Origin of the sequence: Methylobacterium sp. UNC300MFChir4.1 (genome assembly GCF_900110155.1) — a bacterium.
Taxonomy (GTDB): domain Bacteria; phylum Pseudomonadota; class Alphaproteobacteria; order Rhizobiales; family Beijerinckiaceae; genus Methylobacterium.
On record NZ_FOCS01000016.1, the window covers coordinates 117,163 to 139,236 of the forward strand.

At 71.2% G+C, this 22,074-nt stretch carries 22 protein-coding genes; 2 read left to right on the forward strand and 20 right to left on the reverse strand.

Annotated features, from left to right (window positions below; all coding sequences use genetic code 11):
- Positions 1 to 90 precede the first annotated feature (90 nt).
- The 12 genes from BMY19_RS20690 to BMY19_RS20745 all read right to left on the reverse strand — a co-directional run bounded on the left by BMY19_RS20690 (position 91) and on the right by BMY19_RS20745 (position 11,618).
- Entirely contained in the window at positions 91 to 519 is a 429-nt protein-coding gene (locus tag BMY19_RS20690) for a PaaI family thioesterase (RefSeq protein WP_100252795.1), read from the reverse strand.
- A 266-nt stretch (positions 520 to 785) separates the two neighbouring features.
- Positions 786 to 2,357, reverse strand: coding sequence for a SpoVR family protein (locus tag BMY19_RS20695; protein ID WP_100252796.1), 1,572 nt, complete (start codon positions 2,355 to 2,357; stop codon positions 786 to 788).
- Between the two features lie 34 nt (positions 2,358 to 2,391).
- A complete protein-coding gene (locus tag BMY19_RS20700) occupies positions 2,392 to 3,693 on the reverse strand; it encodes a YeaH/YhbH family protein (RefSeq protein WP_020093871.1) in 1,302 nt (433 codons plus the stop codon).
- Between the two features lie 193 nt (positions 3,694 to 3,886).
- On the reverse strand, positions 3,887 to 5,839 hold the full coding sequence (locus BMY19_RS20705; protein WP_100252797.1) for a PrkA family serine protein kinase: 1,953 nt from the start codon (positions 5,837 to 5,839) through the stop codon (positions 3,887 to 3,889).
- Positions 5,840 to 6,057: 218 nt separating this feature from the next.
- On the reverse strand, positions 6,058 to 6,501 hold the full coding sequence (locus BMY19_RS20710) for an Ig-like domain-containing protein (protein ID WP_100252798.1): 444 nt from the start codon (positions 6,499 to 6,501) through the stop codon (positions 6,058 to 6,060).
- A gap of 120 nt (positions 6,502 to 6,621) precedes the next feature.
- The gene (locus BMY19_RS20715; RefSeq protein ID WP_026605037.1) at positions 6,622 to 7,041 is read right to left on the reverse strand and encodes a hypothetical protein; all 420 of its coding nucleotides are present in this window, start codon (positions 7,039 to 7,041) and stop codon (positions 6,622 to 6,624) included.
- Positions 7,042 to 7,130: 89 nt separating this feature from the next.
- Positions 7,131 to 7,634, reverse strand: a complete 504-nt coding sequence (locus BMY19_RS20720; RefSeq protein ID WP_100252799.1) for a MerR family transcriptional regulator — start codon at positions 7,632 to 7,634, stop codon at positions 7,131 to 7,133.
- Between the two features lie 113 nt (positions 7,635 to 7,747).
- A complete protein-coding gene (locus BMY19_RS20725; RefSeq protein ID WP_012320898.1) occupies positions 7,748 to 8,068 on the reverse strand; it encodes an integration host factor subunit alpha in 321 nt (106 codons plus the stop codon).
- Positions 8,069 to 8,235: 167 nt separating this feature from the next.
- Positions 8,236 to 9,243: a beta-ketoacyl-ACP synthase III gene (locus tag BMY19_RS20730; protein WP_100252816.1), complete on the reverse strand. Its 1,008-nt coding sequence runs from the start codon at positions 9,241 to 9,243 to the stop codon at positions 8,236 to 8,238.
- A 99-nt stretch (positions 9,244 to 9,342) separates the two neighbouring features.
- Positions 9,343 to 10,377, reverse strand: coding sequence for a phosphate acyltransferase PlsX (plsX, locus tag BMY19_RS20735; protein ID WP_100252800.1), 1,035 nt, complete (start codon positions 10,375 to 10,377; stop codon positions 9,343 to 9,345).
- A 144-nt stretch (positions 10,378 to 10,521) separates the two neighbouring features.
- Entirely contained in the window at positions 10,522 to 11,052 is a 531-nt protein-coding gene (locus BMY19_RS20740) for a YceD family protein (protein ID WP_020093879.1), read from the reverse strand.
- Complete coding sequence (locus BMY19_RS20745; protein WP_100252801.1) at positions 11,049 to 11,618, reverse strand: ubiquinol-cytochrome C chaperone family protein; 570 nt, start codon at positions 11,616 to 11,618, stop codon at positions 11,049 to 11,051. Before BMY19_RS20745 ends, BMY19_RS20740 begins: the two co-directional genes overlap by 4 nt.
- A gap of 155 nt (positions 11,619 to 11,773) precedes the next feature.
- Here BMY19_RS20745 and bamE point away from each other — a divergent pair, with 155 nt between their 5' ends.
- On the forward strand, positions 11,774 to 12,271 hold the full coding sequence (gene bamE / locus BMY19_RS20750) for an outer membrane protein assembly factor BamE (protein ID WP_100252802.1): 498 nt from the start codon (positions 11,774 to 11,776) through the stop codon (positions 12,269 to 12,271).
- On the opposite strand, the gene BMY19_RS20755 is transcribed toward bamE, so the two are convergent.
- The 4 genes from BMY19_RS20755 to BMY19_RS20770 all read right to left on the reverse strand — a co-directional run bounded on the left by BMY19_RS20755 (position 12,208) and on the right by BMY19_RS20770 (position 18,388).
- A complete protein-coding gene (locus BMY19_RS20755; RefSeq protein WP_244534968.1) occupies positions 12,208 to 12,918 on the reverse strand; it encodes an HAD hydrolase-like protein in 711 nt (236 codons plus the stop codon). The two genes, bamE and BMY19_RS20755, sit on opposite strands and share 64 nt — an antisense overlap.
- A 22-nt stretch (positions 12,919 to 12,940) precedes the next feature.
- Entirely contained in the window at positions 12,941 to 14,854 is a 1,914-nt protein-coding gene (locus tag BMY19_RS20760; protein ID WP_100252803.1) for a PAS domain S-box protein, read from the reverse strand.
- 103 nt (positions 14,855 to 14,957) lie between these two features.
- Positions 14,958 to 16,049 carry an alkene reductase gene (locus tag BMY19_RS20765; protein WP_020093884.1) on the reverse strand — a complete coding sequence of 364 codons (1,092 nt, stop codon included), beginning with the start codon at positions 16,047 to 16,049 and terminating at the stop codon, positions 14,958 to 14,960.
- A gap of 194 nt (positions 16,050 to 16,243) precedes the next feature.
- Positions 16,244 to 18,388: a sodium-translocating pyrophosphatase gene (locus tag BMY19_RS20770; RefSeq protein WP_091927315.1), complete on the reverse strand. Its 2,145-nt coding sequence runs from the start codon at positions 18,386 to 18,388 to the stop codon at positions 16,244 to 16,246.
- Between the two features lie 448 nt (positions 18,389 to 18,836).
- Here BMY19_RS20770 and BMY19_RS20775 point away from each other — a divergent pair, with 448 nt between their 5' ends.
- On the forward strand, positions 18,837 to 19,208 hold the full coding sequence (locus tag BMY19_RS20775; RefSeq protein ID WP_026605043.1) for a hypothetical protein: 372 nt from the start codon (positions 18,837 to 18,839) through the stop codon (positions 19,206 to 19,208).
- Here BMY19_RS20775 and thiL read toward each other — a convergent pair.
- The 4 genes from thiL to BMY19_RS20795 form a co-directional block, all read right to left on the reverse strand.
- Positions 19,128 to 20,123 carry a thiamine-phosphate kinase gene (thiL, locus tag BMY19_RS20780; RefSeq protein WP_100252804.1) on the reverse strand — a complete coding sequence of 332 codons (996 nt, stop codon included), beginning with the start codon at positions 20,121 to 20,123 and terminating at the stop codon, positions 19,128 to 19,130. The two genes, BMY19_RS20775 and thiL, sit on opposite strands and share 81 nt — an antisense overlap.
- 3 nt (positions 20,124 to 20,126) lie before the next feature.
- Entirely contained in the window at positions 20,127 to 20,732 is a 606-nt protein-coding gene (gene nusB / locus BMY19_RS20785) for a transcription antitermination factor NusB (RefSeq protein WP_170863012.1), read from the reverse strand.
- An 11-nt stretch (positions 20,733 to 20,743) separates the two neighbouring features.
- A complete protein-coding gene (gene ribH, locus BMY19_RS20790; protein WP_100252805.1) occupies positions 20,744 to 21,238 on the reverse strand; it encodes a 6,7-dimethyl-8-ribityllumazine synthase in 495 nt (164 codons plus the stop codon).
- Between the two features lie 143 nt (positions 21,239 to 21,381).
- Positions 21,382 to 21,969 carry a carboxymuconolactone decarboxylase family protein gene (locus BMY19_RS20795; RefSeq protein WP_091927313.1) on the reverse strand — a complete coding sequence of 196 codons (588 nt, stop codon included), beginning with the start codon at positions 21,967 to 21,969 and terminating at the stop codon, positions 21,382 to 21,384.
- Positions 21,970 to 22,074: the final 105 nt, after the last annotated feature.

Below are 22,074 nucleotides of genomic sequence, written 5' to 3' on the forward strand. Positions count from 1 at the left end.
CGAGCGGAGCGAAAACCCAGCAGCGTCACGCTCTCGAGTGTCGCGAAGCCCCGGCGCGCTTGGCTCCTCTCGCGATGACGGCCTGACGCGTCAGCGCGGCGGGATCGAGTAGGTGCCGGTGGCGTGGCAGACGAGGTCCGGGCTGCCGACGGCGGTGATCGACACCTCACCGACGGCGAGGCGCCGGCCGAGCTTGAGCAGCCGGCATTCGGCCACGAGATCCCCCGTGGCGGGCTTGCGCAGGAAGTTGAAGGTGAGGCTCGTCGTCACCGCGAGCGCCACGGGACCGATATTGGCCAGGATCGCCGCGTAGAGGGCGTAGTCGGCCAGCGCCATCATGGCCGGCCCCGACACGGTCGCGCCGGGACGCAGGAAGCGCTCGTGGGCTTCGAGCCGCATCCGCGCCGAGAGCGGTCCCACGGCCTCGAGGTGGTAGGCGCGCCCGCCCGCCTGCATCTGCGGGAATTCGCGGTCGAGGAAGTCGCTGGTCTCGGCGAGGGTGAGGATCGTGGCGGTCATCGCTCCATGCAGCACGGCGGTACCGCCGAGGCAATCACGAGGCCTTCGGAACCGCCGTCCTGATCGGCAGGTCCCGGTCGATCGGCCGGTGCCGTCTTGGCGAGCGGCGCGAAGCGATCCAGTCGGCGCTACATTCACCGATGTCGCGCGACCCTGGGTCACTTCGCTGCGCTCGTGATGACGGAGGGCTGCCGCCATCGAGGGTTTCGGCCGGACGCCACATCAGGACGGGGAATCGGGCGGGAGGCGCCCTCCCGCCGTCCCGCTCAGAAGAAGATCGGCCGCGCGCTGGCGGTGATCTCGCCGAGCACCGCGCCGGTGGCCGGCTCGACCTCCTTGAGCACCACGTCGTAGCCCCAGAGGTCGGCGAGGTGCTGCAGCACGCGCTTGGCGTCGTCCTTCTGCAGGGTGATCTTGTTGATCGCCTTGTGGTGCAGGATCAGGCGCCGGTCGCCCTCCAGATCCACGTCCACCACCTCGATGTCGGGGTCGAGCCACGCCACGTCGTACTGCCGCGCGAAGGAGCGGCGCAGCTTGCGGTAGCCGCGCTCGTCGTGGATCGCCTCCACCCGCAGCTCCGGCTCCTCTGGATCGTCGACCACGTGGAACAGGCGCAGATCGCGCATCAGCTTGGGCGACAGGAACTGCTGGATGAAGCTCTCGTCCCGGTAATTCTCCCAGCAATCGCGCAGGACCGCCATGGCGTCGCCGACCCCCGCGATGTCGGGGAACCACGCCCGGTCCTCCTCGGTCGGCTGCTCGGCGATGCGGGCGATGTCCTGCATCATCGCGAAACCGATCGCGTAGGGATTGTGGCCGCCGTAGGAGCGGTCGTCGTAGTTCGGCTGCCGGATGACGTTGGTGTGCGACTGCAGGAACTCGAGATAGGCCGCCTCGGTGATCTGCCCGGATTCCGACAGGGCGTTCATGATCCGGTAGTGGCAGTAGGTGGCGCAGCCCTCGTTCATCACCTTGGTCTGGCGCTGCGGATAGAAGTACTGGGCCACCAAGCGGACGATGCGCAGGATCTCGCGCTGCCAGGGGCGCAGGCGGGGCGCGGCCTTCTCCAGGAAATACAGGATGTTCTCCTGCGGCAGTTCGAGCAGCGCCTTGCGCCGCTCGGCGGCCGCGTCCGGACGCGCTGTGCCGATCTTCTGCGGCAGGGTGCGCCAGAGATCGTTGTAGATCTGCTCGCCGTGCTCGATCCGCTCGCGCTCGCGCCGCTGCTCGGAGGCGAGGTCCGGCCGCTTCTTGCGCGGGTAGCGGTGGACGCCCTGGCTCATCAGCGCGTGGGCGGCGTCGAGCACCTGCTCCACCGCCTGGTGGCCGTAGCGCTCCTCGCAGCGGGCGATGAAGCCCTTGGCGAAGTCGAGGTAGTCGAGGATGCCCTCGGCGTCGGTCCACTGCCGGAACAGGTAGTTGTTCTTGAAGAAGTGGTTGTGGCCGAAGGCGGCGTGCGCGATGACCAGCGTCTGCATCGTCGCCGTGTTCTCCTCCATGACGTAGGAGATGCACGGGTCCGAGTTGATGACGATCTCGTAGGCGAGCCCCATCAGGCCGCGGCGGTAGCCGGCCTCGTGCTGGGCGAAGTGCTTGCCGAACGACCAGTGCTTGTAGAACAGCGGCATGCCGATCGACGCGTAGGCGTCGAGCATCTGCTCGGCCGTGATGATCTCGATCTGGTTCGGGTACCACGACAGTCCGAGCTGCGGCCCGGCCACCGCCTCGCAGGCGTCGTGGATCCGCCGGATCGTGTCGAAATCCCAGTCGTTGCCGGTGAACAGCGGCTTCTGGTTGCCCGCGATGATCTGGGGCGTGCGTGCCTTGACGAGCGTCATGCGGCCTCCCGATCGGTTGATGCGCGCGCCGCCATCACGCCTCCGCCTCGGCGCGGCCTTCCTTGCGCCCGAACAGCTCGCGGAAGACCGGGTAGATCTCCCGGCGGTGGTTGACCTTGCGCATGGCGATCGGGCCGCCGGCCTTGGCGATGGCCTCGTAGGTCCGCCACAGGGTGGTGCGGTGCTCGACGAAGCCGGCGCGGGGACCGTTCTCGTCGCCCACCTCCAGATAGGCGAAGTGCTGGCAGGCGGGCAGGATGTGCGACCGCAGCAGCTCCGTGGAGGTCGGCCCGTCGGACGAGACGTTGTCGCCGTCCGAGGCCTGGGCCGCGTAGATGTTCCAGTCGTTCGGGTCGTAGCGCTCGGCGATGACGCGCTTCATCTCCACGAGCGCCGACGAGACCAGGGTGCCGCCGGTCTCGCGGGAGCCGAAGAAGGTCTCCTCGTCCACCTCGGTCGCCCGGTCGGTGTGGCGGATGAACACGATCTCGACGTGCCGGTAGCGGCGCGTCAGGAAGATGTGCAGCAGGATGTAGAATCGCTTGGCGAGGTCCTTCATGTGCTCGGTCATCGAGCCGGACACGTCCATCAGGCAGAACATCACCGCCTGCGCGATCGGCCGCGGATAGGGCTCGAACCGGCGGAAGCGCAGGTCAATCGGGTCGACGTAGGGGATGCGCTTCGCGCGCTCGCGCAGCCGGAACAGCGCCTGCTCCAGGTCCGGCCGCTCCGGATGCCCCTCGGCGAGGGCGTCGAGCCGGGCCTCCAGGGCCGCCACCTCGTCGGGCTTCGGGCGCTTGAGGGCGATCCGCCGCGACATCGAGTTCCGCAGGGTGCGGGTGAGCGCGAGGTTCGCCGGCGAGCCGGTGACCGTGTAGCCCGCCCGGCGCAAACCTTCCGTCTCGACGATGGCGAGGCGACGCTTGGCGAGGTCCGGCAATTCCAGATCCTCGAGGAAGAGTTCCAGGAACTCCTCGCGGGTGAGCACGAAGCGGAACGCGTCCTCGCTGTTCTCGCCGCCCTCCCCGCCCTCGCCGGAGCCGCGACCGCCGCCGCTGCCCGGCGGGCGCTCGATCGTGTCGCCCTCCACGTAGGTCTTGTTGCCGGGCAGGATGTGATCCTGCAGGCCGGTGCCGGGCTGGCGCGAGAAGCGGGGCTCCCGGACGCCGTCCGCCGGCACGGTGACGCGGCCGTCCTTGCCGAGATCCTTGATGTCCTTCTCGCGGGCGGATTCCCGCACCGCGCGCTGGGCCACGTCCTTCACGCGCCGCAGGAAGCGCTGGCGGTTCGGGAGGCTCTTGCCGCCCGGGTTCAAACGTCGGTCGACGATGTGCATCCGCTGCGAAAACCCTCGTCCGCGTGCTCCGGCCGGGTCCGGACCCTTGTCGTACCATGCTGTCACCGGAGGGAAGGATCCCTCTTTGGCAGCAGGGCCGCGATCTTCGCCGGCCGGTCGTCCGAAACTGTGGCGGCGGAGGGTCGGAACGGGGCCCGGCCGACCGAGCGGGCCGGTCGAGCCCCGTCGTCCCTCAGCCGGCCTGCTTCACCCGCATGTACCACTCCACCAGGCGGCGGACCTGCCGCTCGGTGTAGCCGCGCGCGACCATGCGCTCGACGAACTCGCCGTGCTTCTTCTCGGTCTCGCCGTCCTTCTTCGAGCCGAAGGAGATCACCGGCAGCAGCTCCTCCACCTGGGAGAACATCCGCCGCTCGATCACCTCGCGCAGCTTCTCGTAGCTGGTCCAGCTGGGATTCCGGCCGCCGTGCTGCGCCCGGGAGCGCAGGGCGAACTTCACCACCTCGTTGCGGAAGTCCTTCGGGTTGGCGATCCCGGCGGGCTTCTCGATCTTGGTCAGCTCCTGGTTCAGGAGCTCCCGGTTCATGAGCTGGCCGGTCTCGGCGTCCTTGAAGTCCTGGTCCTCGATCCAGGCGTCGGCGTAGTCGATGTACCGGTCGAACAGGTTCTGCCCGTAATCGTGGTACGATTCGAGGTAGGCCTTCTGGATCTCGTGGCCGATGAACTCCGCGTAGCGCGGGGCCAGTTCGGTCTTGATGAATTCCAGGTACTTCTTCTCGGTCTCGGGCGGGAGCTGCTCGCGGCGCAGCGACTGCTCCAGCACGTACATCAGGTGCACCGGGTCGGCCGAGACCTCGGTGGTGTCGTGGTTGAAGGTCGCGGCCAGCACCTTGAAGGCGAAGCGGGTCGAGATCCCGTCCATGCCCTCGTCGACGCCGGCCGTGTCTTTGTACTCCTGCATCGAGCGGGCGCGGGGATCGACCTCGCGCAGGGACTCGCCGTCGTAGACCCGCATCTTGGAGAAGACGTTGGAATTGGCGTGCTCGCGGAGCCGCGACAGCACCGAGAACCGTGCCAGCATCTCCAGCGTGCCGGGCGCGCAGGCCGCGTCCGACAGCTCCGAGCCGGAGATCAGCTTCTCGTAGATCCGCTGCTCCTCGGTGACGCGCAGGCAGTACGGGACCTTGATCACGTAGATCCGGTCGATGAAGGCCTCGTTGTTCTTGTTGGTCTTGAAGGTCTGCCACTCGGCCTCGTTCGAGTGTGCCAGGATCACGCCGGTGAACGGGATCGCGCCGATATTCTCGGTGCCGACGTAGTTGCCCTCCTGCGTCGCGGTGAGCAGCGGGTGCAGCATCTTGATCGGCGCCTTGAACATCTCGACGAACTCGAGGATGCCCTGGTTCGCCCGGTTCAGGCCGCCCGAGTACGAGTAGGCGTCGGGATCGGCCTGCGACAGCGTCTCCAGCCGCCGGATGTCGACCTTGCCGACGAGCGAGGAGATGTCCTGGTTGTTCTCGTCGCCCGGCTCGGTCTTGGCGATGGCGATCTGGCGCAGGCGCGACGGCCGAACCTTGATCACCTTGAAGCGCGAGATGTCGCCGTTGAACTCGTCGAGGCGCTTCAGCGCCCAGGGGCTCATCAGGCCGGTCAGCCGCCGGCGCGGGATGCCGTAGCGGCGCTGGATCTCCTCGCCCATGGTCTCGGGGTCGAACAGGCCCAGCGGGCTCTCGAAGACCGGCGACACTTCGTCCCCAGCCTTGAGTACGTAGACGGGGTGAACCTCCATCAGGAACTTCAGCCGCTCGGCCAGCGACGACTTACCGCCGCCCACCGGCCCGAGCAGGTAGAGGATCTGCTTGCGCTCTTCCAAGCCCTGCGCGGCGTGGCGGAAGAACGAGACGATCCGCTCGATCGTCTCCTCCATGCCGTAGAATTCGCGGAAGGCCGGGTAGGTCCGGATCGTCCGGTTCATGAAGATCCGGCCGAGGCGCGAATCCCTGGCGGTGTCCACGAATTCCGGCTCGCCGATCGCCGCGAGGATGCGCTCGGCGGCCGAGGCGTACATCAGGGGCTCGTCGCGACAGGCCTCCAGGTACTCGGAGAGCGTCATCTCCGTGTCGCGGCGGGCCTCGTACCCTCGGGCGAAGCTCTGGAAAAGGTCGTTCGTCGCATGCATCGGCATTCGATAACCCTCTCAGACCGTGACAGCTTCATCCTGTCTCGGCTCGGATGCAACCGACAGGCCCGCTTTTGTCGCAGTGCGGCGAGCATGGCGCCCGGCATGTCGATTGCATGCAACACTCCGGAGCGCTGAAGGCGTCACGGACGAGACTCCGTGACGCCCCCGGACGGCTGACCGAGCGGCAGGACTGGCCAGATACCGTTTCGGCCGGAGCCTGCTCACAAATCCGTGCCCTCTTTCTTGCCGTCGTCTCCTGATTTGGTCCCCGCGCCCCCGACCGTGATCTTGACGGTCTGCGTCTGGACTTGGCCGTCGGAGCTCTTGACCTCGAACGTCACTTCGTCGGCGCCGGTGAATCCGTTGTTGGGCTGGTAGAACAGCGCCTGGACGGCCGCTTCCTTGTTGGGACAGCGGTAGCTCGCCGGCGTCTTCAGCTTGCCAACCTTGGTGATCACCGACCCGTTCTTCGGCGGGCCCGAGACCTTGAACTCCGGCATCGGCCCAGGAGAACAATCCTTCTTGAGGTTGGGCGCGATCTCGATGCGGACCGTCTTGCCGGGCGCCACCGTCTTGGTTCGGCTGGACGGCGTCTGGGCCAGGGCGGGCCCGGCCAGTGCCATGCTCCCTGCGAGCAGCGCGGCGAGCGGACGTAGGGCAATCATGGCAGCGTCTCTCCAGTGCCGACCCGGGACCTCTCCCCGGACACGCGTCCGGATGTCCCGTTCATCGGTGGAGACCATGTGGGGACGCCGCGCACGGGCGTCGAGGGCTCGGGCGGCGGGTTAATTCTGGAGGGCCGCCGCGACGATCCCGGTGATGCGGGCGATCTGCGCCGCGTCGAACTCGCCGGCCAGGGCGGCGGCGAGCCGCCCCTCGACCCGCGCCCGCTCCCCGGCATCGGCCACCGGCACGGGGGGAATCTCGTCCTCGGCCAGCCGGCAGACCCGGCGAATCGTCTCGGCGGCCGCCAGGAGTTTCTCCCGGTCGGTGGGACCCATCTCCCAGAGCGGGTTGCGCAAGCGGCTGATCACCCGCTTGGCGTCGCGATAGTCCCGGTCGACCCCGGTGGCCGCCTCGATCTGGCTGACGAGGAACATCAGCTCCAGGACTTCGGACGCCGCCTCCGGGCAGGAGCGGACGATCCGCATGATGCGGGCCATCAGTTCCTGGCTGGGCGTCAACTTGGGTTTGGGCGCGGCCATGCGGGCGACAACGCGACGTGTTGCCGGAAAGTTCGCCCGCCGCGCGCGGGGCCGGGGTCGTCGAGCCCGGCAGGGCCGCTCAGGCCCGCTCAGGCCTCCATGTCGGGCAGGTCGCGCAGCCCGTCGAGCAGGGCGCGGCAGGCGCGCAACTCGTCCAGGGCCTCGGCCAGGGCCGCCCGGTCCGACGCGCCGAACGTTGCGCCCCCGGTTCCGCTCCGGCTTCCCGCCTCGGTCTCGACCTCCTGAAGCAGCGGCTCGGCCGCCACGGCCTCGCCGCGGCCGACGGCCTGCACGAAGCGGACGCCGTTCTCCTTGAGGACCCGCTGCGCCCCCGCGATGGTGTAGCGCTGCACGTGCAGGAGGTGGCGGATGCCGGCGACGAGCTCGATGTCCTGGGGCCGGTAGTAGCGGCGCCCCCCCGCCCGCTTCACGGGGCGGATCTGGCCGAAGCGGGTTTCCCAGAACCGCAGGACGTGCTGGGGCACGTCGAGTTCCTCGGCCACCTCGCTGATCGTCCGGAACGCGTGGGCGCTCTTCTCGCCGATCCCGGTCGGCGGTTCGTCGGTCGAGGCGGCGGCGAGGGCTGGCGGCATGGGCGTCTTACGGAGCGGGGCGAAGCGGCCCGATCTTGCCGGCTCGCGGGGCCGCACTCAAGCCTGAAGAGCCCCCCGAAGCGCTCGCCGACGCGGCCGCAATCGCGGCGCGCTCAGTCGTCGTCGTGTTCGCCCGCGCCGTTCAGGCCGTTGATCTTGGCCTTGAGCACGTTGGAGGGCTTGAACACCATCACCTGCCGCGGCTCGATCGCGACCTCGACCCCGGTCTTGGGATTGCGGCCGACGCGCTTGCCCTTGCTGCGGACCACGAAGGAGCCGAACGAGGACAGCTTCACCGTCTCGCCGCTCGCGAGGCAGCTGCAGATCTCGGACAGCACGGTCTCGACGAGGGCGGCCGACTCGGTCCGCGACAGGCCCACCTGGTGGTAGACGGCCTCGCTCAAGTCGGCGCGCGTCACCGTCTTGCCTGCCATGCCGTGTCCCCTCGCCCGCGTCACCCGCCCCATGACGCACGGCGCGGCACCCTTGGCCGCGCCGAACGCTGAAGGCGTATCCCTATGATCCGGCACGCTAATCGGCGCTCCGCCCCCGGTCAACCGCGCCGGAGCAGCGAATCGTTTCGGGCGCGCAGCCCGAGACCTCACCAGCGGATCAGCGCCGCGCCCCAGCTGAACCCGCCGCCGATCGCCTCGATCATCACGAGGTCGCCCGCCCGGATGCGGCCGTCCCGCCGCGCCACGTCGAGGGCCAGGGGTATCGAGGCCGCCGAGGTGTTGCCGTGGCGGTCCACCGTCAGGACGATCTTGTCCCGGGCGACACCGAGCTTGTCGGCCGAGGCCTCGATGATCCGGCGGTTGGCCTGATGCGGCACGAACCAATCGAGTTCCTCCGCGGTGATGCCCGCCTGCGCGAAGGCCTCGACGATCACGTCGGTGACCTGCCCGACGGCGAATCGGAACACGTCGCGGCCCTCCATGCGCAGGTGGCCGGTTGTGCCGGTGGAGCCGGGGCCGCCGTCGACGTAGAGCTTCTCCCGGTGGCGTCCGTCCGACCGCAGGCTCGCGCTGAGGACGCCGCGGTCCCCGGCCCCCTCCTGCGCCTCCAGCACGACGGCGCCGGCCCCGTCGCCGAACAGCACGCAGGTGGTGCGGTCCTCCCAGTCGACGATCCGCGAGAAGGTCTCGGCGCCGATCACGAGGGCCCGGCGGGCGGCCCCCGTGGTCAGGAACTTGTCGGCGGTCGAGACCGCGAAGACGAAGCCGGCGCACACCGCCTGCAGGTCGAAGGCCGCGCCCTGACGGATGCCCAGTGCCGCCTGGATCTGGGTCGCGGTCGCCGGGAAGGTGTGATCCGGCGTCGAGGTGGCGCAGATGACGAGGTCGATGTCGTCCGCGCTCAGCCCGGCATCGTCGAGGGCCGCCCTGGCGGCGCGCGTACCGAGGACCGAGGTGGTCTCGTCGGGCCCCGCGAGGTGGCGCTGGCGGATCCCGGTCCGCTGGACGATCCACTCGTCGGAGGTGTCCACCCGCTCGGCGAGGTCGGCGTTCGTCACCACCCGCGCGGGCAGGCTCGAGCCGGTCCCGACCACCACCGAGCGCAGAGGGGGGACGCGCCGGTGCTGCTCGGGGTCAGTGCGGAGGGTTGCCATCATTGTCCTTCCCGGACGACCCAGCTTCACAATCGCCGGTTGTGAAGCCGCGGGCGTCCGATTTCCATCCCGTCCGTCGACGGAGGCCCGGTGCCGGCGTCAGGCCGGCGCCAGCGCCGCCGTCTGGTCGAGCATCTCGCGGATCGTGCGGATCATGTCGTGGCGCGCCATGTCGTGCGCCAGATCGATCGCCGCGGCGAAGCCCTGCGCGTTCTCCGAGCCGTGGCTCTTGATGACGATGCCCTCGAGGCCGAGGAACACCCCGCCGTTGGCCCGGCTCGGGTTCATCTTGTCCTTGAGGGCCTTGAAGGCCTGACGCGCGAACAGGGCGCCGATCTTGGCGGCCAGTGTCCGGGTCATGGCGGAGCGCAGATAGGTGCCGATCTGCTTGGCGGTGCCCTCGGCGGTCTTGAGGGCGATGTTGCCGGTGAACCCCTCGGTCACCACCACGTCGACCGTGCCGCGCCCGAGATCGGTGCCCTCGACGAAGCCGTGATAGGTCAGCCCGGGGCTCTCCATCTCGCGCAGGATCCGGGCGGCCTCCTTGACCGCCTCGTTGCCCTTCATCTCCTCGGTGCCGACGTTGAGCAGGCCGACGGTCGGACGCTCGAGGTCGAACACGATGCGCGCCATGGCCGAGCCCATCACGGCCATCTCGACGAGGTGCTCGGCATCCGTGCCGATCGTGGCGCCGACGTCGAGCACGACGCTCTCGCCGCGCACGGTCGGCCACAGGCAGGCGATGGCCGGGCGCTCGATGCCCGACATGGTCTTCAGGCAGATCTTCGACATCGCCATCAGCGCGCCGGTGTTGCCGGCCGACACGCAGGCATCGGCCTGCCCGTCGCGGACCGCCTGGATCGCCTGCCACATGGACGACTTGCCCCGGCCCTGGCGCACCGCCTGGCTCGGCTTGTCGTCCATGGCCACGGCCACGCTGGTGTGGCGGATCTCCACGCAGTCCTTGAGCCGGGGCTCCTTGGCGACCAGAGGCGCGATCACGCCCTCGTCGCCGAACATCAGGAAGGTGGTGCCGGGATGGCGCTCCCGGGCCAGCGCCGCGCCGGGCACGACCGTGGTGGGCCCGTGGTCGCCACCCATGGCGTCGAGCGAGATGCACACGCGTTGGGACATGTCGGTAGCGGGTCGCGGGTCTCGGCGGGAAAGGGGTCGGACGGCGGCGGGACGGGGCCCGCCGGGCGCGGCGGACCATAGCGATACCGGCCCGGCGGGCAAATGAAATCGGGCGGCCGGCGGTTCCGGCCGGACGCGGCGGCCTCAGCCGTCGCGGTCGCGGAGCTTGCGCAGGCCGTCGAGGGGTCCGGCCTCGTCGCCCGCCACGACCGGCTCGAAGGCGATGCCGGGCTTGCGCGGGTACGGGTCGAGGCCCAGCGCCAGGAACTCGGCGGTGAGCGCGCCGAAATCGATGCGGCCGCCGACCAGGGGGTCGGGGATGTCGGCGTCCTCGGCATCGGTGCCGGCGAGCCGGTCGGTGTCGGTGAACACCACCTCGACCGGCTCCCGGACCGGCGCCTCGAAGGGTTCGAGGCTGACGGTGCAGACCTGGGTCACCAGGGCCTCCACGGTGCCGGTCACGGTGAGGCGGCTGGTCGCCCCCTCGATGGCGAAGCGCCCGACGAGGTCGCGGATCCCCGGGATGCCGAAATCGGCGGCCAGCGCGGCGCACTCGGCCGGGCTCGCCTCGACGGTGACGGCGCCGCGCCCCTGGGGCAGGCGCTCGACATTGACCCAGCGCGCGAGCGGGAAAGCGTCCTGGCCGGCATCGCGGCTGCTGGCATCGCGGCTCATGCGCGTCCTCCGTGGTCAGGGCCGGCCGGTACCGGCGCGAAGCCGTCGGGCTCCGGGAAGGGCGGCCCGGCCGCGAGCAGCCCGTCGAGATCGGCCCCGGCGAGGGCGGCGTCGGCCGCCCGCACGTAGGCGGCGAGACCGCGCCCGTCCCCCTCGCCGCCGAGCACGTTGCGGACGAGGGCGGCCGCCAGGGCCGCGGCGTCGCCGGCCTCCAGGGCCGCGTCGTAGCCCTCGGCCCGGCCGTAGAAGGCGGCGCCGAGCTTCTTCATCCGCTTGGACACGCCCATGTCGCCGACGCCGAGCTCGCGCAGCGCGGCGTCGAGCTGGGTGAAGACGGAATTCACGAGATCCTGCGCCACCTCGGCGGCCGGCGGCGGCAGCCGGTTCAGCCGGCGCAGGACCAGGATCGCGTGCAGGCACAGGGACTCGAACCGGCCCTCGACCGTGTCGGGGACGCCGAGATCCGTGTACAGGCCCGGCCGGCGCGCGGCCTGGCTCAGGACGAGATGCAGCCCCTCGACGGCGCGGCGCCGGGCGCTCGCGCGGCGGAACAACCCGGCGATCATCGGTGCGGAACCCCGGCCCACTGTGGCCAAGCTTGCCTTGTCAAAGCCATAACCCCGCGGTACGGCAACCCACGCCCAGGGCGCAAGCGCCGTCGGAGCCCCGTGCAGGCGGCGACGGTCGCGCCCCGTCCGTCAACACGCTCTCTGGGGGCCCGATGCGGCGCCGTCTCGTCCAGTCCTTCGCGCGCCTCGCCCTGCTCGGCCTCGCGGCAAGCGGCCTGTCCGGCTGCATCGGCGAGGAGCTGCGCCACGGCTACCAGGTCGATCAGGCGGCGCTCGCCACGATCAAGCCCGGCATGGGCCCCGAGCAGGTGCTGCAGATCCTCGGCACGCCCTCGACCGTGTCCACGGTGGGCAACAAGTCCTGGTACTACATCTCGCAGAACACCCGCCGGACGATCATGTTCCTGGGCGAGCAGGTCGAGGACCAGAAGGTCACGGCCGTGTACTTCACCCCCGCCTTCAAGGTCGAGCGCGTGGCGCTCTACGGCCTGCAGGACGGCCGGATCTTCGACTTCATCGAGCGCACCACGCCGACGAGCGGCGCCGACCGCGCCTTCCTCAGCCAGCTGTTCCGCGGCCTGACCCGCTACGAGCCGTTCGGCAGCGGCAGCGGCACCAGCGTCGTGCCGGGCGCGAATCGCGGCATGTGACCGGCTTCGCCCGCCACGAGGCGGGCGATCGCCCCGGGCTCCGGGAACAGGTGCTCGGGGCCGTGGGACACGAGGGCCCGTGGGTCGGTGTAGCCCCAGGCCACGGCGCCGAACGGGCAGCCCAGCGCCCGCGCCGCCTCGATGTCCCGGATCTCGTCGCCGACGCAGAGGGCCCGGTGCGGCGGAACCCCGGTCCGCGCGAGCAACGCCCGCAGCCGGCGCGCCTTCCCGAAGATCGACGCCCCGCAGGCGTAGCTGCCGATGCGGGCGGCATTGTCCGGTCCGAGCACCCGCCGCACCGTGTCGGCGCGATTCGACGACAGGATCGCCAGCGGCACGCCCGCCGCCGCGATCGCGGCCAGCATCGCCGGGACGCCGGGAAACAGGGCGATCTGCGCGGCGTCGCGGGCGGCCAGCGCGTGCATGTGGCGGGCGATAAGCGGCAGCTTCCAGCGCGGGATGCCGAGATGGGCGACGATCGCCCGGGCGCCCTGGAGCCGGAGCTCCTCCACCTCGTGGGCCTCGACCCGGCGGAAGCGGTAGCGGTCGGCGACGCCGTTCAGCACCGAGCAGAACCACCCGAAACTGTCGGCCAGCGTGCCGTCGAAGTCGAGGACGACGAGACCCGGCCCGGGCGCGGCCGGCATCCGGGCCGGCATCCGAGCCACGTCAGGTCCGCAGGTTCTCGAGCGGGACGCTGAGCCGCATCAGGAGACCGCCCGGCGCCCAGTCGTGCTCCAGCGCCCCGTCGAGCTGGCCGGCGACGCTGCGCTCGGCCAGCACCGTGCCGAATCCCTTCCGGGACGGCGCGCCGGCGATCTGCGGGCCGCCCTCCTCGCGCCAGGTCAGCGTGTAGCGGCCCGCCTCGCGGGTCCCGCTCAGCGAGACGCCGCCCTCCCGCGTCGACAGGCCGCCGTACTTGACCGCGTTCGTCGCCTGCTCGTGCATGATCAGCGCGAGGGCCGTGGCGGTGCGCTCGCCGATCTCGGCATCGTCCCCCGAGATCACCACGCGGGCGCGTCCGTTCTCCTCGTAGGCGGCCATGATCAGGCGCATCAGCCCGAGCACCGTCTGGCCAGCGACCGGCGGGGCGCTGTCGGGGGAGTGCGGGCGGACGTATTCGTGGGCCCGGGCCAGGGCGCCGAGCCGCTCGCGGAACGCGGCCACGAAGGGCTTGGCCGCGGGGTCGGTCCGCGCGGTCAGGGCGGCGAGGCCGCCCACCACCGCGAAGATGTTCTTGATCCGGTGCGACAGCTCGCGGATCAGCAGGTCGCGGGCCTCCTCGGCGCGCTTGGCCTCGCGCAGGTCGCGGGTGACGGTGGCGTAGCCGAGCTCGGTCCCGGTCGGGTCGCGCACCGGGAAGATGTTGTAGAGCACGGCCAGGGGCTCGCCGGTGACGAAGTGTCGGAAGGCGAGTTCGCCCTCCCAGAACCCGTCCCGGCGCACCGCCGGCATCACGGTCTCGGCCAGGATCCGGCGGCTGTCGTCGGTGAAGAAGTCGGGTACCTTCTTGGCGCGGGCGGCGGCGAGATCGGGCAGGCCGACCAGGGCCATGGCCGCCTCGTTGAGATGGGTGATCGCGCCCTCGAGGGTGCTGAGCCCGATGAAGTCCTTGGACGTCTCGACGATCGCCGCGAGCTTGCGGGCCTCGGCCTCGGCGCGCTTCAAATCGTCGATGTCAGTGCAGGTCCCGAACCACCGCTCGATCCGCCCCTCGGCGTCCCGGATCGGCATGGCCCGCCCCAGGGTCCAGCGGTAGTCGCCGCTGTGGTGGCGCAGGCGATACTCGATCTCGTAGGGCTCGCCGGTCGCGAGGCAGTGGCGCCACCGCGCCCAGGCCCTGTCCTGGTCCTCGGCGTGGAACACACCGTTCCAGCCCTCGCCGTCGGTGGAGCCGTAGGGGACACCGGTGAACTCGTACCAGCGGTCGTTGTAGTAGTCGTGGAACCCGTCCGGCCGCGTGGTCCAGACCATCTGGGGCATCGCCGAGGTCATCACGCGGAAGCGGCGCTCGCTCGCGGCGATCTCCGCCTCGCGGGCGGCGACCTGCGCCAGCGTCCTGCGGTGCTCCAGCAGGCTGGAGATCTGGCGCGCCAGCGCCAGCAGGGTCGCGGTCTGCTCCGAATCGAGCGCCTCCGGCCGCGGGACGCGGTCCAGCACGCACAGCGCGCCGAGCGGGATGCCGTGGCTGCCGCGGATCACCGCACCCGCGTAGAACCGGAAGGCCGGCGCCCCGGTCACGAGGGGATTCTCGGTGGTCCGGGGGTCCGCGGTCAGGTCCGGGATGACGAGAAGGTCGCCGGCCTCGATCGTGTGGGCGCAGACCGAGCAATTGATCGGCAGCTCGCGCTTGCCGAGGCCCACCTCCGACTTGAACCACTGCCGCTCGGCATCGACGAGGCTGACGAGCGCGACCGGCGCCCGGCAGACGTAAGCGGCGACCCGCACGAGGTCGTCGTAGAGCGGCTCGGGCTCGGAATCGAGGATCGCGAGGTCGCGCAGTTCGGCGATCCGGTCGGCGGCGCGCCAGCGCCCGTCGGTCGGTCCGGCTTCCGCGAGCGCGTGAGGTGCAGGCACATTCATGGTCCTGCCCTCACATAGGCGCGCGACGGCCCGCTGCCAAGGAATTGCCGCGGTTTCCTGCCGCAGCCCTCCGGGCCGCGGCAGGGCGCGCGACGGCGGCGCGTCAAGCGGCGCGGGACTCGGTCAGGGTCGGGTAGTCGACGTAGCCCTCGGGGCCCTGGCTGTACCACGTCGCGGCGTCGTCCTTGGCGAGCGGCGCCTTCCTGGCGATCCGCTCGGCGAGGTCCGGGTTGGCGATGAAGGTCCGGCCGAACGCGATGGCGTCGGCCTCGCCGGCATCCAGCGCCTTCTGGCCGCTGACCCCGTCGTAGTCGGCGTTCAGGATCATCGGGTTGCGGAACACGCGCCGCATCGCCGGGGCGATCGGCGGGTGGTCGGCCTTGCCGAAGGTGCCGTTCGGCCCCGGCTCGCGCATCTCCAGGAAGGCGATCCCGGCATCGGCGAGCGCCTGGGCGGCGGCGACGAACAGCGGCTCCGGGTTCGAGTCGTTGCAGCCCTGGATCGCGCCGTTCGGCGAGAGGCGCACGCCGGTGCGCTCCGGCCCGGCGACCTTCGCCACCGCCTCGGTCACCTCGCGCAGGAGCCGCACGCGGTTCTCGACGGACCCGCCATACTGGTCGGTGCGGTGGTTGGTGCCGTCGCGGAGGAACTCGTCGATCAGGTAGCCGTTCGCGGCGTGGATCTGCACCCCGTCGAACCCGGCAGCCAGGGCGTTGGCGGTGGCCCGCTCGTAATCGCCGAGCAGGCGCGGGATCTCGGACACCTCCAGGGCGCGGGCCTCGCTGTAGGGCTTCTTGCCGGAATAGGTGTGGGCCTGGTCGGGCGCCGTCGTGGCCGAGGACGAGACCGGCTTGGCGCCGCCGAGGAAGTCCGAATGGACCATCCGGCCCATGTGCCAGATCTGACAGACGATCTTGCCGCCCTTGTCGTGCACGGCCTTCACGATCGGCCGCCACGCGTCGACCTGGGCGTCGGACCAGATGCCGGGCGCGTAGGGCCAGCCGAGCCCCTCCTGGCTGATACCGGTGGCCTCGGTGAGGATCAGGCCGGCACCGGCGCGCTGCGCGTAGTACTCGGCCATGATCGGGGTGGGCACGTGCTCGCGGGTGCCGCGGCCGCGGGTCAGCGGCGCCATGAAGATCCGGTTCTTCGCCTCGATGGCGCCGATGCGGATCGGGTCGAGCAGGGACGGCATGGGTTACCTCGTGCTGGTGCGGCGGGGGCCGCGTCCGGGTTTTAATCCGGCGCCGAGGTGGCGCTGCGGCGCCGCGATGCCAAGGTGCTGCGCCGCGGGACTGGCCGTCGCGTGCGGGGGCGCACACGGCGAAACGGGAAGGGCCGGGCTCGCGGAGAGCCCGGCCCCGTCGGCCGATCCGGTCTTCGCGGAACTCAGCTGTGCGCCAGCACGGCGAGCAGCAGCAGGGCGATGATGTTGGTGATCTTGATCGCCGGGTTCACCGCCGGACCGGCGGTGTCCTTGTAGGGGTCGCCGACCGTGTCACCGGTCACCGCCGCCTTGTGGGCGTCGGAGCCCTTGCCGCCGTGGTGGCCGTCCTCGATGTACTTCTTGGCGTTGTCCCAGGCGCCGCCGCCCGAGGTCATCGAGATCGCCACGTAGAGGCCGGTGAGGATCACGCCGAGCAGGCTCGCGCCCACGGTGGCGAAGGCCTGGCTCTTCCCGGCGATGAACTGGATCACGAAGAACAGCACTATCGGCGACAGGACCGGCAGCAGCGACGGGATGATCATCTCCTTGATCGCCGCGCGGGTGAGCATGTCCACCGCCCGCCCGTAATCCGGCCGGTCCGTGCCCTGCATGATGCCGGGCTTGGCCCGGAACTGGCGCCGGACCTCCTCGACCACCGCGCCCGCCGCGCGCCCGACCGCCGTCATGGCGATGCCGGCGAACAGGAACGGGATCAGGCCGCCGAGCAGCAGCCCGACCACGACGTAGGGGTTGGAGAGCGAGAAATCGACGCTGACGCCCTGGAAGAAGCGGTACTGCGTCGGGCTCGCATGGGCGATGAAGTAGTTCAGGTCCGACGTGTAGGCGGCAAACAGCACCAGCGCGCCGAGACCCGCCGAGCCGATCGCGTAGCCCTTCGTCACCGCCTTGGTGGTGTTGCCGACCGCGTCGAGGGCGTCGGTCGACTTGCGCACCTCCGAGGGCAGGCCCGCCATCTCGGCGATGCCGCCGGCATTGTCGGTGACCGGCCCGAAGGCGTCCAGCGCCACGATGAAGCCCGCGAGCGCCAGCATGGCGGTGACCGCGATGGCGATGCCGAACAGGCCGGCGAGCGCGTAGGTGCTGATGATGCCTGCCACGATCACGATGGCCGGCAGCGCGGTCGATTCGAGCGAGATCGCCAGCCCCTGGATCACGTTGGTGCCGTGGCCGGTCACCGACGCGTCGGCGATCGACTTCACCGGGCGGAAGTTGGTGCCCGTGTAGTACTCGGTGATCACGACGATCAGCGCCGTGATGGCGAGCCCGATCACCGCGCAGCCGAACAGCGCGGCCGACGTGAAGGTCAGGCCGGTCGAGGTGGTGAAGCTCGTCGAGAAGCCGCCGAGCAGGGTCATGTTGACCGCCGCGATCGCCGCGATGGAGAGCACGCCGGCGGCGATCAGCCCCTTGTAGAGCGCCCCCATGATCGACTGGTTCGCGCCGAGCCGCACCGCGTAGGTGCCGGCGATGGAGGTGAGGATGCAGGCCGACCCGATGGCGAGCGGGTACAGCATCATCGGCTCGAGGACGTCGCGGTTGCTCCCGCCCGCGCCGGAGAAGAAGATCGCGGCCAGCACCATCGTGGCGACGACCGTGACCGCGTAGGTCTCGAACAGGTCGGCCGCCATGCCGGCGCAGTCGCCGACATTGTCGCCGACGTTGTCGGCGATGGTGGCGGGGTTGCGCGGATCGTCCTCCGGGATACCGGCCTCGACCTTGCCGACGAGGTCGCCGCCGACATCGGCGCCCTTGGTGAAGATGCCGCCGCCGAGGCGGGCGAAGATCGAGATCAGCGAGGCGCCGAAGCCGAGCGCCACGAGGGCGTCGATCACCTCGCGGCTCGACGGCTCGAGATGGGCGGCGCGGGTGAGGAACAGGTAGTAGAGGGCCACGCCCAGCAGCGCGAGGCCCGCCACCAGCATGCCGGTCACCGCCCCCGACTTGAAGGCGACGTCGAGGCCGCCGCCCAGCGAGGTCGAGGCGGCCTGGGCCGTGCGGACGTTGGCCCGGACCGAGACGTTCATGCCGATGAAGCCGGCCGCGCCCGACAGAACGGCGCCGATCAGGAAGCCGACCGCGACCTTGATCCCGAGGAAGACGGCGAGGAGGACGAACAGGACGACGCCGACGAGGCCGATCGTCGTGTATTGCCGCCGGAGATAGGCCTGCGCGCCCTCGGCGATGGCGGCGGCGATCTCCTGCATGCGCTGCGTGCCGGCGTCGCGCCGCATCACGTCGAGGATCGTGACGATGCCGTAGGCGACGGCGCAGAGCCCGCCCGCGATGATCAGGACCAAGGGAATCATTCGACCGTCCTTGTTATTATCGTGCCTGGCGTGGGCTTGTGATTGTCGAGCTTGGCCGCCGGACGACGGCCATGGGACGCGGCGCTCGGATTCGGGGCTTTCCTTCCCAGAACAATGCCTTGATTGCCAAACTTCGCCGGGGAGCGCAAACGCCGCGTCGGCGGGCGACGCCGGGAATCGGGTCTCACGACCCGGGGGCTAAAAAGCCCTCGAACCCGCAATGCTGCATTATGTTGCAGATCTGGTTTCCCGCCGGCCGCTGCACCCGGTTCCATGGGCGCGAGCCCCCTCTTCCGTGCGGGAGAGGGGGCCGAGCGCGGCTCCCGCGAGCTGAGATGCCCGTCCCCCGAACCGGGGCATCACGAACGCGAGCGGCTCGAGCGGCCGTTAACGTCGTCTTAACCAACCAATATTCTATTTTTGGTTGTATTCGGACGAGGAACTCGCCATGAGCAGCGACCAGGCCGCCAGGTTGGCGGCGACCATCGAGGTGTTGAGCGGCGCGGTCGGCTTCCTGATCGCAGAGCGGGTCGCGGCGCAGCCGGTCACGATCCAGGACGACCTGCTCTGCGTGCTTCAGCGCGCCCTGTCCCGGGCGCCGGGCGCGGGCGGGGACCCGGCCGGCCGCTGGATCCCGGTGGTCGCCGCCGCGATGATCGGCGAGGTCCGGCGCCAGATCGGCCACCCGGCCGGGGATTCCGCCGGCCCGATGATCTCGGGACCGGACGCGATCTGGGCGTCAGAAGTGGCTGAAGGCTCCGGCCGCGAACACGCGCTCGGCGCCATCGCGCATTTCGAAGCGCGGCGGGCCGTCGCCTGAGGTGACGGTGCCGATGGCGGCGACGGCGATCCCGGCCGCCGCGGCCTCGGCCTGGAAATCCGCCAGGCGCTCTGGCGCGACGGTGCAGAGGATCTCGTAATCGTCGCCGCCGGTCAGGACCGCCTCGATCAGGGCGGGGTCCGCCGCGCAGGCGCACCGGGCCGCCTCCGAGAGCGGCACGTCCGCCGTCGCCACCCGGGCGGTGCGGCCCGCGCCCAGCATCTTGGCGAGATCGCCCGCGAGGCCGTCGGACACGTCCATGGCCGCCGAGGCGTGGCGGCGGATGGCCGGCGCGGCGGCGAGCCGCGGGCGCGGGTGCAGGTAGCGGTCGGCGAGTTCGGCCCGCAGCGCCGGATCGAGGCCGGCCGCCCAGGGGGCGTCGCCCTCCAGGCGCATCCGCAGGCCGAGGGCGGCGTCGCCGATCGTGCCGGTAACGCAGATCCGGTCGCCGACCCGCGCGGTGGTGCGCCGCACGATGGTGCCGGTCGGCACCTCGCCGAACACGCTCACCGAGATCAGCGCGGGGCCGCCGGAGCGCACCGTGTCGCCGCCCAGCAGCGGGCAGCCGGCCGCCTCGGCCGCCGCGCCGAGCCCCTGCGCGAATCCGGCGAGCCAGGACTCCGTCCAGTCGTCGGGCAGCGCCAGGGTCAGCAGGAAGCCGCGCGGGACCGCGCCCTTGGCGGCGATGTCGGAGAGGTTCACGCCGAGCGCCTTGCGGGCGATCGAGGCCGGCGGATCCTCCGCGAAGTAGTGAACGCCCGCCACCACGGCGTCGGCGGTGAGGACGAGGTCGTGGCCCGGCGCGGGCGTCAGCGTGGCGGCGTCGTCCCGGAGCCCGTCGGCGCCCGGCCCCGCGAGCGGGGCGAAGTAGCGGGCGATCAGCCCCTCCTCGGAGGCGCGGGCCGGCCCGGCCAAGACTCAGGCCTTCCCGGCCGACGGTTTCCCAGCCGCAGCTTTGCCGGGGAGCGGCTTGGACGAGCCCGGCTTGCCCGAGGCCTTCGGGGCCCCGACCTCGCCCGGCCGGACCTCCCGGGCGACCCGGTCGAGGACGGCGTTGACGAGGCCCGGCTCGTCGGCCGTGTAGAAGCTGTGGGCGACGTCGACGTATTCCGAGATCGCCGCGGCCGCCGGCACGTCGCGGCGGAACATCAGCTCGTAGGCGCCCGCCCGCAGGATCGCCCGGAGCACGATCTCGATGCGGCGCAGCGGCCAGCCCTGCGCGAGGGCCTGGTCGAGCTTGGGGTCGATGGCGCGCTGCTCCTCGACCGTGCCGCGCAGCAGGTCGCGGAAGAACGCGGTCTCGGCCGGGGGATGGGCGATCCCGTCGACCTCCTGGCCGATCCAGAACGCCTCGAACTCGGCGAGGGCGTCGAGCACGCCCTTGCCGGAGACGTCCATCTCGTAGAGCGCCTGCACCACCGCGAGGCGGGCGCCGCTGCGCAGGCTGATCTTGGCGGGGGCGCCGGCGGTGCCGGTGCCATTCTCCGCGCCGGTCTCCGGCTGGGTCTCGGGGGTCCCGGTCATGGGTGTATCCGTCATCGCGGGCGCGCGCCTTCGGCCGCACGCTTCAGGGCGAGCACGCCGAGCGACGCCTCGGCGGCGCCGCCGCCCTTGTTCATCTCGGCGACCCGGGCGCGGGCGAGCGCCTGCGCCTCGGTCTCGACCGTGAGGATGCCGTTGCCGAGCGGCACGCGGCGCTGCACCGACAGGTCCATCAGCGCCCGGGCGCTCTCGCCGGCGACGATGTCGTAGTGGCCGGTCTCGCCGCGGATCACGCAGCCGAGCGCCACCACGGCGTCGTAGGCGCCCGTGTCGAGCAGGATCGCCACGGCGGCGGGGATCTCCAGGGCCCCCGGCACGGTGACCACGGTGGCCTGCGCGTCGGCGGCCGCGATCGCCGCCAGGGCGCCGGCCAGGAGTTCGTCGGCGATCGCGTCGTAGTAGCGCGCCTCGACCACGAGGATCCGGGCGCCGGCGAGCGCCGGGTCGGTGGGCTTGGGCGCCGAATCGGCGCGGGTATGGGCGACCATGGCTCTCGTCCGGCCGGGTTTTCGGGAACGGGCGGGCGGCACGTCGGGCACCCGCACGGGGGAGGACGGTTAGACCGAAGCGGCCGGCGCCACAAGCCGCGCGGGATCGCCCCCGGCCCGCGCCGCGGCCGCGGCGGCGCGCCCTACCCGACCAGCGGCGGCAGCGGCGGGGCCGCGGGGCCGCCCTCCGGCAGGGCCGTGCGGGCGACGTTCATCGTCATGGCGAGCAGCGCGTAGTAGCCGTTGATGCCGGTCAGATCGATCGCCCCCTGCTCGCCGAAGCGCGCGACCAGGGCCGCGTAGGTCGCGTCGCTCACCGCGCGGTTGCGCATCAGCTCGGTCGAGAACGCGTAGGCGAGGGCCTCGTCGGCGCTCATCGTGTCGGGGCGGCGCCCCTCGGCCAGCGCCCGCGCGGTCTCGGGGGCGACTCCGGCCTCGAGGGCGATCGGGTGATGGATCGCCCACTCGACCGGCTGGCTCCACTCCCGCGCGACCACCAGGATCGCGAACTCGCTGATCCGCAGCGGCAGGACGCTGCCGTAGCGCAGGTACTGGCCCATCCGGCTCGCGCACAGCATCAGCTCGGGGCTGCGCAGGAGTGGCACGAACGGCCCGAAGACCGGGACGCCGCGCTCGGCCCGGAACGCGGCCGCCGCCTCTTCCTGCGCCGGGGACAGGCCGCCGGCCGGAATCTCCGGCATGCGCTCCGCGCTGGTCTGCCCGCTGGCCATGCGTTTCCCCTCCGTGCTCCGGCGCCGACGCGCGGCCCGCTCTGGATTTCCGGTGCCCGTGCGCCTAGACCATTGGGGCTCACCGGCACGCACCGCGCCCGACCG

Coding starts and splice junctions, on each gene's coding strand:
- BMY19_RS20690 (WP_100252795.1), bottom strand. CDS start 519: ATGACCGCCACGATCCTCACCCTCGCCGAGACCAGCGACTTCCTCGAC.
- bamE (WP_100252802.1), top strand. CDS start 11,774: ATGCGGCGCCGTCTCGTCCAGTCCTTCGCGCGCCTCGCCCTGCTCGGC.
- BMY19_RS20765 (WP_020093884.1), bottom strand. CDS start 16,049: ATGCCGTCCCTGCTCGACCCGATCCGCATCGGCGCCATCGAGGCGAAG.
- BMY19_RS20795 (WP_091927313.1), bottom strand. CDS start 21,969: ATGGCCAGCGGGCAGACCAGCGCGGAGCGCATGCCGGAGATTCCGGCC.
- BMY19_RS20695 (WP_100252796.1), bottom strand. CDS start 2,357: ATGACGCTCGTCAAGGCACGCACGCCCCAGATCATCGCGGGCAACCAG.
- plsX (WP_100252800.1), bottom strand. CDS start 10,377: ATGTCCCAACGCGTGTGCATCTCGCTCGACGCCATGGGTGGCGACCAC.
- BMY19_RS20745 (WP_100252801.1), bottom strand. CDS start 11,618: ATGATCGCCGGGTTGTTCCGCCGCGCGAGCGCCCGGCGCCGCGCCGTC.
- nusB (WP_170863012.1), bottom strand. CDS start 20,732: ATGACCGGGACCCCCGAGACCCAGCCGGAGACCGGCGCGGAGAATGGC.
- BMY19_RS20710 (WP_100252798.1), bottom strand. CDS start 6,501: ATGATTGCCCTACGTCCGCTCGCCGCGCTGCTCGCAGGGAGCATGGCA.
- BMY19_RS20720 (WP_100252799.1), bottom strand. CDS start 7,634: ATGCCGCCAGCCCTCGCCGCCGCCTCGACCGACGAACCGCCGACCGGG.
- BMY19_RS20715 (WP_026605037.1), bottom strand. CDS start 7,041: ATGGCCGCGCCCAAACCCAAGTTGACGCCCAGCCAGGAACTGATGGCC.
- BMY19_RS20755 (WP_244534968.1), bottom strand. CDS start 12,918: ATGCCGGCCGCGCCCGGGCCGGGTCTCGTCGTCCTCGACTTCGACGGC.
- BMY19_RS20730 (WP_100252816.1), bottom strand. CDS start 9,243: ATGGCAACCCTCCGCACTGACCCCGAGCAGCACCGGCGCGTCCCCCCT.
- ribH (WP_100252805.1), bottom strand. CDS start 21,238: ATGGTCGCCCATACCCGCGCCGATTCGGCGCCCAAGCCCACCGACCCG.
- BMY19_RS20760 (WP_100252803.1), bottom strand. CDS start 14,854: ATGAATGTGCCTGCACCTCACGCGCTCGCGGAAGCCGGACCGACCGAC.
- BMY19_RS20770 (WP_091927315.1), bottom strand. CDS start 18,388: ATGATTCCCTTGGTCCTGATCATCGCGGGCGGGCTCTGCGCCGTCGCC.
- BMY19_RS20725 (WP_012320898.1), bottom strand. CDS start 8,068: ATGGCAGGCAAGACGGTGACGCGCGCCGACTTGAGCGAGGCCGTCTAC.
- BMY19_RS20705 (WP_100252797.1), bottom strand. CDS start 5,839: ATGCCGATGCATGCGACGAACGACCTTTTCCAGAGCTTCGCCCGAGGG.
- BMY19_RS20740 (WP_020093879.1), bottom strand. CDS start 11,052: ATGAGCCGCGATGCCAGCAGCCGCGATGCCGGCCAGGACGCTTTCCCG.
- BMY19_RS20775 (WP_026605043.1), top strand. CDS start 18,837: ATGAGCAGCGACCAGGCCGCCAGGTTGGCGGCGACCATCGAGGTGTTG.
- BMY19_RS20700 (WP_020093871.1), bottom strand. CDS start 3,693: ATGCACATCGTCGACCGACGTTTGAACCCGGGCGGCAAGAGCCTCCCG.